The following is a 16,066-nucleotide window of genomic DNA, read 5'->3' on the forward strand; positions in this document are numbered from 1 at the left end:
TAAAACATCTTTTACCAATTCGACATTATTTAAATATATCCTTTTTTTAAAAAAGCCATTTATGCGGGCAGCTGTTTATTAATAGGTTTGAAAGGGAAAAAGGTTAAGAAATGCCAACAAAGGAAAGGGTTGTTCACAATGACTCAAAAAATTCAGGCTTATTTTAAATCTGAAGATGGAGCGGAAAAAGCAGCTGCGCGTTTAAGAAAAGTGAATGTTTCTAATGTTTTAGTGGATAAAATACCGGATGAAGGCAGTCCAGACAGGCTGGTTCTTGTACCGGCACTTAATTCAGGAACAACTGGTTCCGCTGCACCAGGAAATCCGGCAGCAGTCGGCGGTGGAGTAGACAAGCTGAAAGATATGATTACCAGGGACGAAAACAAAGACTTCAGTCACATTCTCGAGTTTGAAGTCGATAAAAACAATGTAGATGAAGCAATGGACGAGTTAAGACAAACAGAAGAAGCATACATTGATGAAAATGTGCTGGACGGGAACAGCAAAGATTAACCGGATATTAAAAAGCTCTTTGCTCTAAGCAAAGGGCTTTTTAAACGGGGAAAGGGGAGAGTTCCTGCAGGTGGCGAGGTTTGTCGAAAAATGTTATATGGTAGAGTGGTGATTTTATCCGGTAGAGTTCCGCAATTATACGGTAGAGTATTGATTTTATATGGTAGAGTAATGATTCTATCCGGTAGAATCCCACTATTATACGGCAGAAGATTAATTTTATAAGGTAGAATCCGCGATAACCCAAATAAAATGGACCGCCCTGTTCTTTGGGCGGTCCGCTTGCAGTCGTATAATTATTTATTAAATTGAGGAAGGTACTCTTTATGTGCTTCAAGCATCTCGTCTAAAATCTGCCTGGCGATAATATCAGAAGGTACGAGAGGATTAATCGTCATAGCAAGCAGGGCAGTTTGGTAGTTTCCTGTGACCGCTGCTTCGGCCGCCACCCGTTCAAAGGATTTAATCTGCTGGACAAGTCCGCGTACAGGGACAGGCAGGTCACCCACTGCAACAGGTTTGGGGCCGCTTTTAGTAATCATACAATTGACTTCCACTGCAGAGTCGTCCGGTATACTTGCTATAGCTCCCTTGTTAAGTGTATTAACAGGCTGAACATCGCCCCGATCGTTGTGAATCGACTCAATCAGGTTGCAGGCCGCGTCACTGTAATAGGCTCCTCCGCGTTTTTCGAGCTGTTCAGGTTTCTTGTTCAGATTCACATCCTTATAAAGCTCAAACAGTTCCCTCTCGAGTTTTTGTACCACTTCTGCCCGCGTTCCTTTTTCTTCAGCATCTTTTTTCTCTTCAGCGAGCATGTCCGCCGTTTTATAATAGTATCTGTGGTAAGGGCAAGGGAGCAGTTTTAAAGCTTTCAGGAAGTCCGGTTCCCAGCCTAAATCCACAATATTTTTCATAGTCATAGAAGACCCTTCGGAAGTTATTTTTTCAATGACTTCTTCAGTGATGCATTCTCCGTCCAAGTAAATATCCAGTCCGAAAACCATATGATTCAGCCCCGCAAAATCGACGTGAACGCGTTCGGGTTTTACATCAAGGGCTTTAGCGACTCCCATTTTCATCCCCACAGGTACATTGCACAGGCCGACGACCTTTCTCCAGTTTGAATGACGGTAAATCGCTTCTGTAACCATACCAGCGGGATTAGTAAAGTTGATCAGCCAGGCTTCCGGGCATAACCTCTCCATATCGGCTATAATATCCAGAATAACGGGGATTGTGCGAAGTCCTTTGAAAAGGCCGCCGGGACCGTTAGTTTCCTGTCCAATCACATCGTATTTTAATGGAATTTTTTCGTCTTTCGCACGGGCATCAAGTAACCCGACGCGAAACTGGGTCGTAACGTAGTCAGCATCTTTTAAAGCTTCCTCCCGGTCCAGAGTCAAATGAATTTCCATAGGGACCCCAGCTTCTTTTACCATGCGTTTCGCAAGGTTTCCTACAATATTTAATTTTTCCTTTCCAGCGGGAATATCAACGAGCCATAGTTCCCTGACTGGAAGGGTATCATACCGTTTAATAAATCCTTCAATCAGTTCAGGGGTGTAGCTCGATCCTCCGCCAATTGTGGCAATTTTTAACCCTTGCTTTTTTGTCATAAATAACACTCCTTATATTTTTCTTTTGGATTAATGATTTTGTATAATAGGTGGGTAAAGAATTTTATAAAGATTTTTCAAAGCCGCCGATTACCTTGAACTTTTCCCTTTTTACTAAGAGGGGTGAGGCCCCGGCGATTTGCGGATTCCCATGGAAGTTAATCTGGGGTCGCCGGCATCCGCCTTAACCCATTTGTCCGGTGAGTACAGGACTCCCATTATCATTATCAACAGGATTTAAAGCTTGTTAAAAAGGACGATGCCTATGTTTACAGCTGAGCAGCTGTCACGTTTCTCAGAATTAGATTCCCGATTATATCAGTACATACTTTCTCATGGTGAAAAAGTGATCTATATGCGAATAAGGGAACTTGCCGAAGCCACGCATGTGTCTCCTACTTCTATTTTGCGCTTTTGCAATAAACTTGATTGTGAAGGATACTCAGAATTCAAAACGAAACTTAAACTTTATCTTCAGGAGTCCGGTAAAGCTCCGCTTAACGAGTCGTATGAAACGATGAATGAATTTCTGGAGAGGACGTTGAAAACAGATTACCAGTCACAAATTAATGAGATTGCTGAAAAGGTAGCTGAGGCCGAGCATGTGGTGTTTCTTGGTACTGGAAGTTCGGGTATTCTTGCAGAATATGGCGCACGCTATTTCTCAAGCCTGAATAAATTTTCTTCCGCTATAAATGATCCTTTCTTTCCAATTCACGGAAAACAAATTAAAGACAGTATAGCGATCGTCCTCTCGGTTTCCGGTGAGACCCCGCATATTATTTCCCAGATGCATAATCTGAAAGAAGAGGGAGCGGCCATCGTAAGTATTACTAATACCAAGACGTGTACCGCCGCCCAGATTGCCGATTATTCCTTAGCCTACTATATCAGCACAGAGTTTAACGATACGGCTAATATCACGACACAGCTTCCAGTGCTTTATTTAATTGAAACACTCGGTAAAGTCACTTTTGAGAAAGTGAAGGATTAAAGGTTATCCATTTCCGTATTTTTCAAGATGGAAGGCCAATGCACCTATCATGCCCGCATTGTTCTTAAAAAGGCATGTGTCAATGTCGATATTAAAGAGCTGATCAATATATAAGAGCTGGTGTTTTACTTCTTTCAGGAAAGTCGGCCGGGAAGTGATTCCCCCTCCGATCAGCACTTTTTGCGGGTCTAAAACTGAGGCAACATTATATATGCCAATAGCTAAATTTTGATAAAAACTTGAGACGATCTGTTCGGCTGCAGGGTCTCCTGCATCATAAGACTGGAAAACCATTTCCCCTGTCACTTTACTGGCAGGAAGTGAATGGTAGTTTGCGTATTTTTTTCGGAGGCTGTACAACGAAGCAGCTTGGTGCAGGCTGCCTTTAAGAGGGGTGGTCATTTGGATTCCGTGAGTGATCATATATCCAAATTCTCCGCCGCGGAAGGCATTCCCCCTGTACAACTGATTGTTTAAAATAAGTGCCCCTCCAATCCCGGTGCCTACAGTTAAACAAATAAAGTCTGAAAGGTTCTGCCCATTACCCAGCCATTTCTCGGCCAGGGCTACACAGTTAACATCGTTTTCTATAGAGACCGGTAAATTAAACTCTTCATTCAGAACGTTTGCCAAATTGAACTTGTCAAAGGCAACGATGGCGCCACCTTTTTCAATAAAACCTGATTCAGGATTTATAAATCCGGGCATGCTGATGGCGACACCGCAGATCTCCTGATAGTTATCAGAAATGATTTCTTTAATGCCTGCCAGAATAGTTCCTCCGTCTGCTTTGGAAGGGAAACTATCTTTTTTAATAATCCCTCCTTTAGAAGTTAAAATTCCCCATTTAACATCTGTACCGCCTATATCAAGTGACAGATAGTGTTGTAATCTCATAGTGTCCCCCGCCTTAATTTATAATTTAAGTATTCCTTGTTATTGGTCTGCAGTAAATAGATTTTGTTTAATAAGGAATAAAGTCAGTTAAAAAGTAACGTGTTCCTTAAGAGGAACACAGTGTTTTATTGATTAGTTTTCAGGAAATTGACTGCGGATCTGAGCAGAATTTCTGTCCCCGCTGCCATCATCTCTTCGTCAATATCAAACTTAGGGTGGTGATGGCCGTATGTTTTGCCCGGATCCCCTATGCCAAGGAAGAAATAAGCGGCTGGAATTTCGTTGGAATAATAGGCAAAATCTTCACCGCCGAGGCTTTGCTGGGCCGGAACTATTTTTCCGGATGGTAAAACGTCTTCAGCCTGCTTCCTTACAAAATTGATGAGTGAGTCATCGTTAATAAGCGGCGGTTCGCCGATGTCGTAATCGAAATCATATGACGCACCGAAAGACGTGCAGACACCTTCCATGATCTGCTTTATATTCTTTTGAAATAGCTTTTGAACCTCAGGGTTGAAGTAGCGTACCGTTCCCGAGAAATATGCTTTATCTGGGATAATGTTATAAGCAGACCCCATTTTCAATTCTCCAATGCTCAATACGGCGGGATAATTAGGGGCGACTTGCCTGCTTACAATATGGTATAACTGCTGAATGGCATGAGTGGAAACAAGGACAGGGTCGACAGTTAAATGCGGCATAGAGCCGTGTCCGCCCTTGCCCTGGACGGAGACTGAGAATCTGTCAGCACCTGCCATAACCGGTCCTCCCAGAAAACCTGTTTTTCCCTTGGGGAGCGGTTCCCACAGGTGGCAGCCCAGAATGGCAGATACCCCGTCCAAAACTCCCGCTTTTATCAATTCTTCCGCTCCGCCAGGAACAGTTTCTTCTGCATGCTGAAATATAAATCTGACTGTTCCGTTGACCATTTTCGGATGACGAGATAAATGTTTGGCCACCCCCAGCACAATAGCCATGTGGCCATCATGTCCGCAGGCATGCATAACACCCGGAATTTCAGATGCAAAAGGAAGTCCTGTTTCTTCCTCAACTTCCAGAGCATCCATATCAGCCCTGACTGCAATGACAGGTCCCGTACTGCTTCCTGTAAGATCAGCGACTACATCTTTGCCTGTATAAGAAACCGGGCGAAGGTTCATTTGCTCTAATTGCTCTCTAATATATTGCCGGGTTTTAATTTCACGGTGGGATAATTCGGGGTATTTGTGCAGGTATCTCCGCTGCTTGATAATCCATTCTTTTAATTCAGAAGGTAATTCATAATTATTGGCCACAAAGCATCCCTCACTCTCACTAGCGTTACTTGTATCCTATCATAAAGAAGATCAAGAAAGTGAGCGGCTGCCGAGTTGAATTTAGCTGAAGACAAGCCCCTGGGCAAGCTTCCACCTGGCGGCCTGAAATCACTATCTTTATTCTTAGTTCCTCTTCTTTTGCTGCAAAAGCAAAAAGCCGAACAAATATCGTAAAAATATTTGTTCGGCTTTCTTTATGGTCACTATTCTTTTGTCTCTTCTGCTTTCCTTTATTAAAATACCCCAATAGAACTTAAGAATATAATGAAAATCGCTACAGGCGCAATGAACCTTAAAATGATCACCCATCCGTTTCCTACAGCTGTGTCTCCGAAGTCGGAAGCTTCCAGAGCATCGGCTTTTTTCCAGCCCCACCCGACAAACAAGGCGATAAGCAAACCGCCTAAAGGCAGGAAGACATTTGAGGCGATAAAATCCATAGAATCTAATATATCTCTGCCAAAGAAGGTTACCCCTGATAGTGCCCCCATTCCAAGTGAGGATGGAATTCCGATTAAGAAAATAATAAAACCGATAATTAAAGCTGCTTTCTGGCGGGACCAGCTGAACCTTCTCATAAAATATGCCACAGCCACTTCTAACAATGAAACCCCGGAAGAAACAGCAGCTGCACTGAGCAGGAAAAAGAACAGAAGGCCGAAAATCATGCCACCTCCAAGGCTGTCAAAAATTCCAGGAAGCGTAATGAAGACAAGTCCTGGACCTGAATCCGGTTCAATCCCAAAAGCAAATACGGCAGGGAAGATCATCAGACCGGCAAGGATCGCAAATAACGTATCCAGGCCTGCCACACTGACCGCTGCTCCGGGCAGTTTATCTTTTTTAGATAAATAACTGCCGTACGTAATTAAAGCCCCCATTCCAAGACTTAATGAAAAGAAAGCTTGGCCTAAAGCCGCTAAATAAACTTCAGGATTAGCGAGCTGGCTCCAGTCAGGAGTGAACAGAAAGTCCAGAGCCTCCTGGGCGCCCCCTAATGTTAAACTGTAACCGGCAAGCACAATCACTAAAATGGCCAGAAGAGGCATTAAAATTTTATTTGATTTTTCAATGCCTTTTTTGACCCCTACATAAACGATCCCTACGGTAATCCCCATGAAAATAAACTGCCAGAGTAAAGGCTCAAAATTACCTGTATGAAAAGCTACAAAATAGTCGGCAAAGCCCCCTTCTGCTCCAATGGCAGGTCCTCCGCTCAAATACTGCACGAAGTAATGCAAGGACCATCCTGCTATAACGCCATAAAAAGACAGAATAATAAATGCTGAGGCAACGCCAAGAAAACCTGCAACAACCCAAGGCTTACCAGGGGTAATTTCCTGGAAAGAGCCGACGACATCACTTTGGGCTCTTCGTCCAATTGTGAATTCTGCCATTAAAATAGGAATTCCAATAGCTAAAATACATAAAATATAAATAAGTAAAAATGCAGCCCCTCCGCTTTCACCCGTCACATAAGCGAAGCGCCAAATGTTGCCGAGACCAACGGCTGATCCCATAGCTGCCAAAATAAATCCGAGCCTGGATCCCCATTGCTCCCGGCCATTGTTTAAGTCACTCACAACAATTTCCTCCTTTAAAACGTTGAAGTGTAAAAATAATTGCATTTCATACTATATCATAAAACTAATAAGATGTGTCAGTTAATTTTGATTTTTCGGTGAAATGTAAGAAGTGAATTATTACCATTTCAAAATAGTAAAGTTAAATATTGTCACAGATGGACTTTCATGAGAAAATTTAATAAACAGAAAATTCAAATTACAAAAGGAAGTGCAAGGTTTAAGAAGGTATGGTGTAAGGAAACGGGGGTGTGTGAATGGGACTGACTGCAGCGGATATTGTAGCGTTGCCGATTTTAAAATCGGCTCAAGTTAAAGCAGGCGGTGACCTTTTGGATAAGAAGCAGATTGAATGGATTTCAGTTATTGAAATGCCTGTTGAAAATTTTGTGAGAGAAAACGAATTTGTATTAACAACAGGACTTGGATGCCACGGAGATCCTCAGTTACTTGAACAGTTTGTAAAAGACGTCATTCAATCCGGAGCCTCCGCTTTAGGATTTGCTACTGGAAGATATGTGTTTGACATCCCTGATGACATTTTGAAAATAGCAGGGGACCACGATTTTATTATTATAGATATTCCATGGGAAGTCCGTTTTGGTGATATTATGCAAATGGTTTTGGAAGAAATAAACGAGGACAAAAAATCAGAACGCCAGAGGACAGAGGAAATCAGGCAGGAACTGATTAATGATGTCCTTCAGAACAAGGGCCTGCAGGAGATAGCAGAAGCACTTTACAAACATATTCGCATACCTGTCGTTATTACTGATTATACAAGGCTGATCCGGGCTTCCAAAAATGTGGGGAATAACATTCTCCTTAAATTCAAAAACAATGAAAAAAAGACGGCAGCACCTGAAGAGTCTTCAAATGTCACCTACATGGAACACCCCTTGTACCCTCATATAGAAGAGTACGAGGTAGGAGGGGAAAAGTGGTATCAGATTTTAATAGCAACTAACCACAGGAAGCAAGGTTTTCTTTGGTTTAAGCTCGAAAAAGAAGAAAGTCTGACATGGTTTGTTATGAATGTGCTGGAACATGCGCTTACCGCATGCGCTCTCTATTTTTTAAAAGAGAATGCCATTGAAATGACTGAAATTAAATTGAAGGATAATTTTATATTACAGCTTGCAAAACAGCAGCATGCTGACCAGCAGCATTTGAATTCTAAGGCAGAGCTTCTCGGTTATGATTTAAGTTTAACTTATATTTGTATTGCCGGTGAAATCAGGCTTAAAGAGGAAACATCTTTAGTCCCGAAGCTTAAAAAGGATAATCCCCCGACCTCATCTTTACAAAGCCTCAATTACTATATCCAGAAAGAAATTACAAATGCAGGTAAATTAATCGGGCGAAAAACAATGGCAACTTTTGATGAAGGGGAAGTTATAGTCTATTTAGAAACGGATCATCATTTACACACCGAGACGGCTAACCAGTTTCTGGATACGATCGAACGGAGGCTGAATGAACTGTTGACAGAAGTCGAGTTAACGTGGGGGATAGCGGCTTCTAAGAATGCTAATGGCGGGTTTTATGAAAGTTATCAGGAAGCTAAAACAGCTTTAGAAATAGGCAAACAGCAGGCTGGAACGGGCGAAAGGACGTTTTTCAAAGACACGCGCATAAACAGAATGCTCATGGCCATCTCTGGTGAAGAGGCCATTAGAAATATTGTGAAAGATACGATTCAGCCGTTAATTGATTATGACCGGAAACGGCAGACCGATCTCATCCACACCTTCATGACCTATAATAAATATAAAGGTAATGTCAGCCAGACAGCCAGAGCCTTAAATCTGCACCGGCAGTCTCTTCTCTATCGCCTGAGAAATATCGAATCATTAACACAACTCTCGCTGGTTAATTCAGATGATATTTTCTTACTTGAGCTAAGTATCAGGCTGTGGACTCTAAGAAAAATAGAATAATATCCCCCGTGCCCGTTCATTCCTGGAATGAACGGGCTTTTCACTATGCGAATGTGTATAAAAAAAGTCAAAAATATTTCATACACTTTGCACATTACATCTCTCACCTTTTTTTAATACATTAACAATAAGAAATATCTAAAAATTCTGTTAATAAAAGAGAGGTGTTAAACATGCTGCCGTTTGATTTTCTGGAATATCAAGATCGCCTGAAAAAAACAAAAAAGAAAATGGAAGAAAGAGGCATTGAAGTGCTTCTCGTTACTGATCCGGCTAATATGAATTACTTAACAGGGTATGATGCCTGGTCATTTTATGTCCATCAGATGGTGGCCATTGCCATTGATGAACCGCAGCCTATATGGTTAGGCCGTTATCAGGACGCGAATGGGGCAAAAGTGAAAACGTGGATATACGATGAAAATGTTATTGGTTACCCGGACTACTACGTCCATTCAGATAAATATCATCCAATGGATTACATGGCGGAAATTCTTACGCAAATCGGCCAGGGGAACAGAAACATCGGTGTGGAAATGGACCATTATTATTTTTCAGCCAAGGCGTTTGAACGGTTAAAGAAGGGTTTGCCTAATGCTGTATTTAAAGATGGAGGCTTGCTTGTCAATGAAGTAAGGCTGATTAAATCAGACCAGGAAATCGGGTACATGAAAAAGGCAGCAATACTGGCCGAAAGGGCGATGCACCACGGAATTGAAAGTATTCGTGCCGGAGTCAGAGAAAGTGAGACAGCGGCTAAAATTTCTTATTATATGATTTCAGGAACGGAAGAGTTTGGCGGTGAGTACGCTTCTATCGTCCCGCTGCTGCCTTCCGGAAAAAATACAGGCATTCCTCATTTAACGTGGAGTGACAGAAAATTTGAAGACGGTGATTCAGTTATTGTAGAACTGGCCGGCTGTTACCAGCGCTATCATGTGCCGCTGGCAAGAACAGTCAATATTGGGGCTCCGTCGCCTCACCTTGAAAAACTCGCGCCAGTCGTCACAGAAGGCATTAACAACGTCCTTGAGAAGGCTAAACCAGGTGTGACCTGCGGCGAAATAGAGGAAGTCTGGCGTAAGAGTATCGGGCGCTACGGTCTCGAAAAAGAAGCACGACTGGGATATTCCGTAGGTCTTGGGTATCCGCCTGACTGGGGCGAGCATACGGCAAGCTTGAGGCGCGGTGATAACACAGTGCTTCAGCCTAATATGACTTTTCATCTCATTCCGGCTTTATGGTTTGATAAATACGGTATTGAAATCAGCGAAACATTCAGGGTAACTGAGAAAGGGTCAGAAACGCTCACAAACTATCCAAGAGACCTGATTATTAAGCACCCTTTTATATTTAATCAGCATGAAGGCGAAATTTCGTAAATACAAGTGATTAGTAACGCCTGGCAGCCAGGATTGAAGAAACGAATAAGGCAGTTTACAGCTGCCTTTAAATATTTATTCAGAGGAGGAATGGACATGAAAGAACCTAGAATCTCTACAAAATCCATTTGGGCAGGAGAAAGCGACTATCTTGCATTCGGAGCAACTCAAGTACCGGTTGTCCACAGCGTGTCATTCGGCTATAAGGACATGGACGAATGGTATGACGTAGCAACTGGAAAGAAAGAAGGGCATATTTATGGCAGAAATACGAACCCGACCGTCCAGGCCTTTGAAGATAAAATAAGAATTCTTGAAGGAGCAGAGGCGGCAACAAGTTTCTCTACCGGAATGGCTGCGATCAGCAATACGTTAGGCACTTTTCTCTTCCCTGGCGACAGAATTGTCACTATAAAAGATACGTACGGAGGAACGAATAAAATATTTACGGAATTCCTTCCAAAACAGCAGATTGAAGTGGTTTTATGTGAAACAGGAAATCATGAAGAAATCGAAAAAGAGGTCGCCAAAGGGTGCCAGGTGCTTTATTTGGAAACACCTACAAATCCGACAGTAAAGATTACAGACATTGAGCGTATGGCGAAAGCAGGGAAAGCGGCGGGGGCTCTGGTAATAATTGATAATACTTTTGCTACCCCGGTGAATCAGAATCCTCTTGAACTTGGAGTCGATCTGGTTATTCACAGTGCGACCAAATTTTTAGGAGGACACGCAGACGCCTTGGGAGGAGCTTTATGCGGTCCGGCAGAACTGGTGGAAAAAGTCTTCCATTACAGGGAAATAAACGGGGCTACCCTCGATCCAATGGCAGCGTATTTGTTGTTAAGAGGGATGAAAACGCTGAAGCTGAGGATTGATAAACAAAATGAAAATGCTATGAAAATAGCCTCCTTCTTAAAATCACTGGAAATGGTCGACTCTGTCTTTTATCCTGGCTTGGCAGAACACCCGGGCCATGAGATTGCCAAGAAGCAGATGAGAGGATATGGGGGCATGCTCAGCTTTTCTGTTAAAGGCGGTATTGAGACAGTCCGTCATCTTTTACCAAAACTTAAATATGCCAACCGTGCAGCAAATTTAGGAGCGGTTGAAACAATAGTTGGTCCGGCACGTACGACCAGCCATGTGGAATGCACTCCCGAAGAACGGGCAGCTGTAGGCATTGCCGAAGGATTGATCCGTTATTCAGCAGGAATTGAAGATGTGGAAGACTTAAAAGAAGATTTAAAACAGGCATTTGCATCGCTTCCCGAAAGCGTATCTGTTAAAGGATAAATGCTGTTTCTTACCAGAGATCCAATCAGGAGGTGAAACCTGCTATGAAAATCGCGTTTATAGGGTTTGGCGGGGTGGGCCAGGCGCTCGTAAAGATTATAAAGGAAAGAAAAGAAAAGCTGAGTAAAGAACTTGGTCTGTCTCCTGTCATTGTAGCTGTGGCAGATATGATGAAGGGATCGGTCTATGATCCTGACGGACTGGATGAAGAAACACTGCTGGAAACCGTATCGACCCATAACCATTTAGAGAATTATCCGGGGCGTGCATCAACAATAAAAGGATGGGATAATTTCCAGACAATAAGAGAATCGAATGCCGATGTCATTATAGAAGTCACCTATACAGATGTGAAGACAGGCCAGCCGGCAATTGATCATTGCAGAGCTGCTTTTGAAAGTAAAAAAAGTGTCGTGACTACAAATAAAGGACCAGTGGCGATTGCCTACAAAGAATTAAGTGAACTGGCTGAAAAGAGCGGTGCCTTCTGGGGATTTGAAGGAACAGTAATGAGCGGGACTCCCGCGCTCAGGCTGCCGTTTACTACCTTGGCTGGGAACGAAATTAAAGAAATAAAAGGTATATTAAACGGAACGACAAATTTTATGCTGACTGAAATGGAGAAAGGATCAAGTTATGAGGAAGCTTTAAAAACCGCTCAGGAAAAAGGGTATGCAGAAGCAGATCCCACTAGTGACGTTGAAGGATTTGATGCCAGATATAAAGCAGTCATTCTGGCAAATGTCGTAATGGGGGCCTCGCTGACCGCAGACGATGTCCCGTGCGAAGGAATTACAAAGTTGACGAAAGATAAGTTACAGGAGGCGTTGGATAACAACCGGCATTGGAGGCTTATCGCTAAAATCAAACGGACAGAAGATGGCATAGAAGCCTCCGTAAAGCCTGAACTCCTTGACCATGCTGATCCGCTGGCAACTGTAGGGGGAGCGACAAATGCCATTACGTATGACTGCGATCTGGCAGGTCCGATTATGCTGACTGGGGCAGGGGCGGGACTGGTTGAAACCGGTTATTCCCTTCTGATTGACCTGATTCACTCCCGAAAAAGGAGTTATTAAATTTAATGGAAGAAAGGTGGTGCGTCGGGAATGCAGACGAAAGTTCGTACTGAAAAAATGTTCATTGCCGGAGAATGGGTGAGCGGAAAAGAGACCTTTAATGTAAAAAATCCGCAAAATAGCCAGGTCATTGCTAAAGTTCCATTAGCCAGCAGTAAAGATATGCTGAAAGCAATCGAAACAGCACAGGATGTTTTCCAGCATCTCTCCTCATGGCCAGCCCATGAACGGATAAAGGTTTTGAATGGAGCAGCCGATTATATTGAGGGGAATCACGAAACTTATGCCAAGACCATTGCTTTGGAAGGAAGTAAAACGATCAATGAAGCCAGAGGCGAAGTAAAAAGAGCTGTGCAGACTATCCGGATCAGCGCTGAGGAAGTAAGAAGAATCCGCGGAGAAACAATAAATTTTGATCAGAGGGAAGGCAGTGAAAACAGAACGGGCTACCACTACCGATTTCCGATTGGAGTAATTGGAGCAATTACACCGTTTAATGATCCTCTGAACCTGGTTGCCCACAAAGTCGGTCCGGCCCTTGCTGCGGGTAATCCGGTCGTCGTAAAGCCTGCTTCCGCTACTCCGTTAAGTGCTCTCCTGTTAGCTCACGCATTTGATTTCGCAGGGGTGCCAAAAGGATTCTTATCCGTTGTTCCCGGAGCCGGCAAAGATATTGGCGAACCTTTGGTGACTCACCCTGCTGTTAAGATGATTTCGTTTACAGGGGGACTTGACGCAGGCAAAAAGATCGCCCACCAGGCAGGGCTGAAGAAGGTCGGAATGGAATTAGGCTCCAATTCCCCAGTTATTGTATTAAAAGATGCCTGCATGGCTGAGGCGGTGGCCAACTCTGTCTCAGGAGCCTTTTCAGCAGCCGGACAGAATTGTATAGGAGTCCAGCGGATTTTAGTAGAAACACCTGTTTATCATGAGTTTGTGTCTTCATTTACGGAACGGACAAAAGAATTGCAAACCGGCGATAAAATGTCTGAATGGACCGATATAGGGCCTATGATTAATGAAAAAGAGGCGAGAAGAGTGGAAGACTGGGTTCAGGAAGCAGTTTATGAAGGGGCTGTTATTGAAACAGGAGGAATAAGGAATGGCGCCTTCTATGAACCTACTGTTCTAACCAATGTTTCCAGCGACTCTAAAATATATAAAGAAGAAGTTTTTGGTCCTGTCGTGCTAATTGAAGCAGTTAAAGATTTACAAGAAGCAGTCAAACGATCCAATGAAGTAAACTATGGGCTTCAGGCTGGTATTTTCACTAAAAATATAGATAACGCTTTTTACGCTGTACACCATCTTCATGCAGGAGGAGTTATGGTTAATGACAGCAGTGATTACCGCATTGATGAAATGCCTTTCGGAGGAGTAAAAGGGTCAGGGCTGGGAAGAGAAGGGGTCCGCCATGCCATTAATGAAATGACGGAGCCTAAGGTTGTTTGCTTTAAACTTAGCTGATGGAATGGCGGGAAGAAAGGAGGGTGAGACAAAAGAATAGAAACCTTAGGCAGCCTTCTTCTTGAGAGGCTGTCTCTTCTTTTGAACAGTCAGAAGGACAGAGAGTATCACGAACAGCATTCCAGCGGCCTGCCAAATGGACAGCATATCATTAAACAGAGCAGTGCCAACAATAATTGCAACCACAGGTTCCACTGTGGATAAAATAGCAGCACGGCTCGACTCTACGTAGGTCAGACCATAAGTATAAAAGGCGTAAGCGAGAACGGTTGCAAACAAAGCAAGCCCCAGCCCGTTCATAATCACACCCGGTTCTGCAAATAATTCCGCTTTAGTCCATAATTGGCTTGTAGGCACTAAAAAGAACGAACCGAACAGCATGGAATAGGCTGTAATGGTTAACGTGTGATACCGGCTGCTGACATATTTTCCGAATATGCTGTATAGGGCGTAGAAAAAGCCTGAGGCTAAGCCGAATAAGATAATCATCGCGCTAACGTTCAACTGGCCGGCAGGAAGAAGGCCGACAGTGAGGCTGCATCCGGCAAGCATTAAAATTAATGCGGTTACTTTATTGCTTGTAAATGGTTCCCCAAACGTAAACCGTGAGATAACAGCTACGAAAACAGGCCCCGTATAGAGAAGAACAACGGACAGTGAAAGGGACGCCTCATTCATTACCGTAAAGAAGAAGTAATTAAAGAAAGCAATACTGACAATTCCTGTTCCCGCAAAAAAAGGCAGATCTTTTATTCTGACTTTTAAGAGCGCGCGTTTTTTTAATAATAAATATGTAAAAATTAAAACCGTGGAAAAGGTTAAACGGATACCGACTACTTCCCAGGGGGTGAACCCATACACATATAAATACTGGACAAAAAGGCCTGTTATTCCCCAGAGGGCAGCACCGATAATAACCATTAAGTAAGCTGTGCTCACTTTCAACAGAAGCCCTCCTTTTTACGAGATGTCCTGCTTTTTTATAATGTTCTTATACGGCAGGCTGTTGAGCTGTCTTTCGGGTTTTCATAAAAAGAAGAAGAGTCTTTCCCAGCTTTATGGAAAGACTCTTTCATCATACCATCATTTATCTTCGTTGTGCCAAATCATTGCTAAAGTGCCTTCTCCAGCGTGAACAGCAATAGAGGAGCTGATCTCCCCGATAACAATATCAAGGTCAGGAAAGATTTCTTTTACCTTTGATTTTAGTTCCTGTGCTTTACTTTCTATATTGCCATGCATGATCTGGACTTGATTTATACGGTATTTATTGTAAGATTCACCCAAAAGTTCCAGCATCCGTTTAATTGCTTTCTTCTCTGAACGGACTTTTTGGAACAACTCAAATTCTCCTTCTGGTGTGATCCGTATAATCGGCTTAATTTGCAAAATATTTCCAAGGAGGTATTGAGTGCCGGACATTCTCCCGCCTTTATAAAATTGTTCCAGGCTTCCAAGTAAAAAGTAGTTCTCTGAACGGGAGGCAGCCTGCTGAAGCTTCTCTTGAATCTCCTCAGGCGGCACTCCCTTTTCAGCTAAAATCATTCCTTTTTCGATAAGTGTTGTAATGGCATAAGACATCGAATAGGAGTCTACAAGCTGGACATTGAATTCTGCCAAATCTCTCCCTGAAGCTGAACTGTTATATGTTCCGCTTAATTTTTTGGAAATATGAACTGCCACTGCAGCATCATAGTTTTCTTTAAGCTTTTCATAAAGTTCAGCAAACCTTCCGGCTGATGGCTGAGAAGTTTTCGGCACTTCTTTATTTGAACGGATTCTTTCATACAGTTCTTCTGTAGTTAACTCAACACCATCTTCAAATGCCTCTCCATCAAATATAATCGAGAGCGGAAGGACATAAACATCAGGATGTTCTGAAAGTTCTTTAGTTAAATAAGCTGTACTGTCTGTCACCCACGCGATTTTTTTAGTCATAAAGATGTTCAGCTCACTTTCCAATTTCATTTAAGTTAGTTT

Annotated in this window: 13 protein-coding genes; 7 read left to right on the top strand and 6 right to left on the bottom strand. The window is 42.9% G+C overall.

What is annotated here, in order from left to right:
• Positions 1-138: 138 nt before the first annotated feature.
• Positions 139-513 carry a hypothetical protein gene (locus tag BMW59_RS17145; protein WP_093054765.1) on the top strand — a complete coding sequence of 125 codons (375 nt, stop codon included), beginning with the start codon at positions 139-141 and terminating at the stop codon, positions 511-513.
• Between the two features lie 296 nt (positions 514-809).
• On the opposite strand, the gene BMW59_RS17150 is transcribed toward BMW59_RS17145, so the two are convergent.
• Positions 810-2,132 carry a 6-phospho-beta-glucosidase gene (locus BMW59_RS17150; RefSeq protein ID WP_093054767.1) on the bottom strand — a complete coding sequence of 441 codons (1,323 nt, stop codon included), beginning with the start codon at positions 2,130-2,132 and terminating at the stop codon, positions 810-812.
• Positions 2,133-2,397: 265 nt separating this feature from the next.
• On the opposite strand from BMW59_RS17150, the gene BMW59_RS17155 reads away from it, so the two are divergent.
• The gene (locus BMW59_RS17155; protein ID WP_093054867.1) at positions 2,398-3,126 is read left to right on the top strand and encodes a MurR/RpiR family transcriptional regulator; all 729 of its coding nucleotides are present in this window, start codon (positions 2,398-2,400) and stop codon (positions 3,124-3,126) included.
• A gap of 3 nt (positions 3,127-3,129) precedes the next feature.
• Here the strand turns inward: BMW59_RS17155 and BMW59_RS17160 are convergent, their stop codons facing one another.
• From BMW59_RS17160 to BMW59_RS17170, 3 genes are all read right to left on the bottom strand, one after another.
• Complete coding sequence (locus BMW59_RS17160; protein ID WP_093054769.1) at positions 3,130-4,023, bottom strand: ROK family protein; 894 nt, start codon at positions 4,021-4,023, stop codon at positions 3,130-3,132.
• A 125-nt stretch (positions 4,024-4,148) separates the two neighbouring features.
• Entirely contained in the window at positions 4,149-5,318 is a 1,170-nt protein-coding gene (locus tag BMW59_RS17165; RefSeq protein ID WP_093054771.1) for a M20 metallopeptidase family protein, read from the bottom strand.
• A 254-nt stretch (positions 5,319-5,572) separates the two neighbouring features.
• Entirely contained in the window at positions 5,573-6,922 is a 1,350-nt protein-coding gene (locus BMW59_RS17170) for a sodium-dependent transporter (protein WP_245733192.1), read from the bottom strand.
• A gap of 257 nt (positions 6,923-7,179) precedes the next feature.
• Here BMW59_RS17170 and BMW59_RS17175 point away from each other — a divergent pair, with 257 nt between their 5' ends.
• From BMW59_RS17175 to BMW59_RS17195, 5 genes are all read left to right on the top strand, one after another.
• Positions 7,180-8,862, top strand: a complete 1,683-nt coding sequence (locus tag BMW59_RS17175) for a PucR family transcriptional regulator (RefSeq protein ID WP_093054775.1) — start codon at positions 7,180-7,182, stop codon at positions 8,860-8,862.
• Positions 8,863-9,035: 173 nt separating this feature from the next.
• On the top strand, positions 9,036-10,244 hold the full coding sequence (locus BMW59_RS17180) for a M24 family metallopeptidase (RefSeq protein ID WP_093054777.1): 1,209 nt from the start codon (positions 9,036-9,038) through the stop codon (positions 10,242-10,244).
• Between the two features lie 96 nt (positions 10,245-10,340).
• Positions 10,341-11,540 carry a cystathionine gamma-synthase family protein gene (locus BMW59_RS17185; protein WP_093054779.1) on the top strand — a complete coding sequence of 400 codons (1,200 nt, stop codon included), beginning with the start codon at positions 10,341-10,343 and terminating at the stop codon, positions 11,538-11,540.
• 44 nt (positions 11,541-11,584) lie between these two features.
• On the top strand, positions 11,585-12,619 hold the full coding sequence (locus BMW59_RS17190) for a homoserine dehydrogenase (RefSeq protein ID WP_093054781.1): 1,035 nt from the start codon (positions 11,585-11,587) through the stop codon (positions 12,617-12,619).
• A 30-nt stretch (positions 12,620-12,649) separates the two neighbouring features.
• Complete coding sequence (locus tag BMW59_RS17195; RefSeq protein ID WP_093054783.1) at positions 12,650-14,086, top strand: aldehyde dehydrogenase family protein; 1,437 nt, start codon at positions 12,650-12,652, stop codon at positions 14,084-14,086.
• A gap of 45 nt (positions 14,087-14,131) precedes the next feature.
• Here BMW59_RS17195 and BMW59_RS17200 read toward each other — a convergent pair whose 3' ends face one another.
• Positions 14,132-15,025, bottom strand: coding sequence for a DMT family transporter (locus tag BMW59_RS17200; RefSeq protein WP_245733200.1), 894 nt, complete (start codon positions 15,023-15,025; stop codon positions 14,132-14,134).
• A 144-nt stretch (positions 15,026-15,169) separates the two neighbouring features.
• Complete coding sequence (locus BMW59_RS17205; protein ID WP_093054787.1) at positions 15,170-16,024, bottom strand: DegV family protein; 855 nt, start codon at positions 16,022-16,024, stop codon at positions 15,170-15,172.
• Positions 16,025-16,066 lie beyond the last annotated feature (42 nt).

Source organism: Salipaludibacillus aurantiacus, from assembly GCF_900111295.1.
GTDB lineage: Bacteria > Bacillota > Bacilli > Bacillales > Salisediminibacteriaceae > Salipaludibacillus > Salipaludibacillus aurantiacus.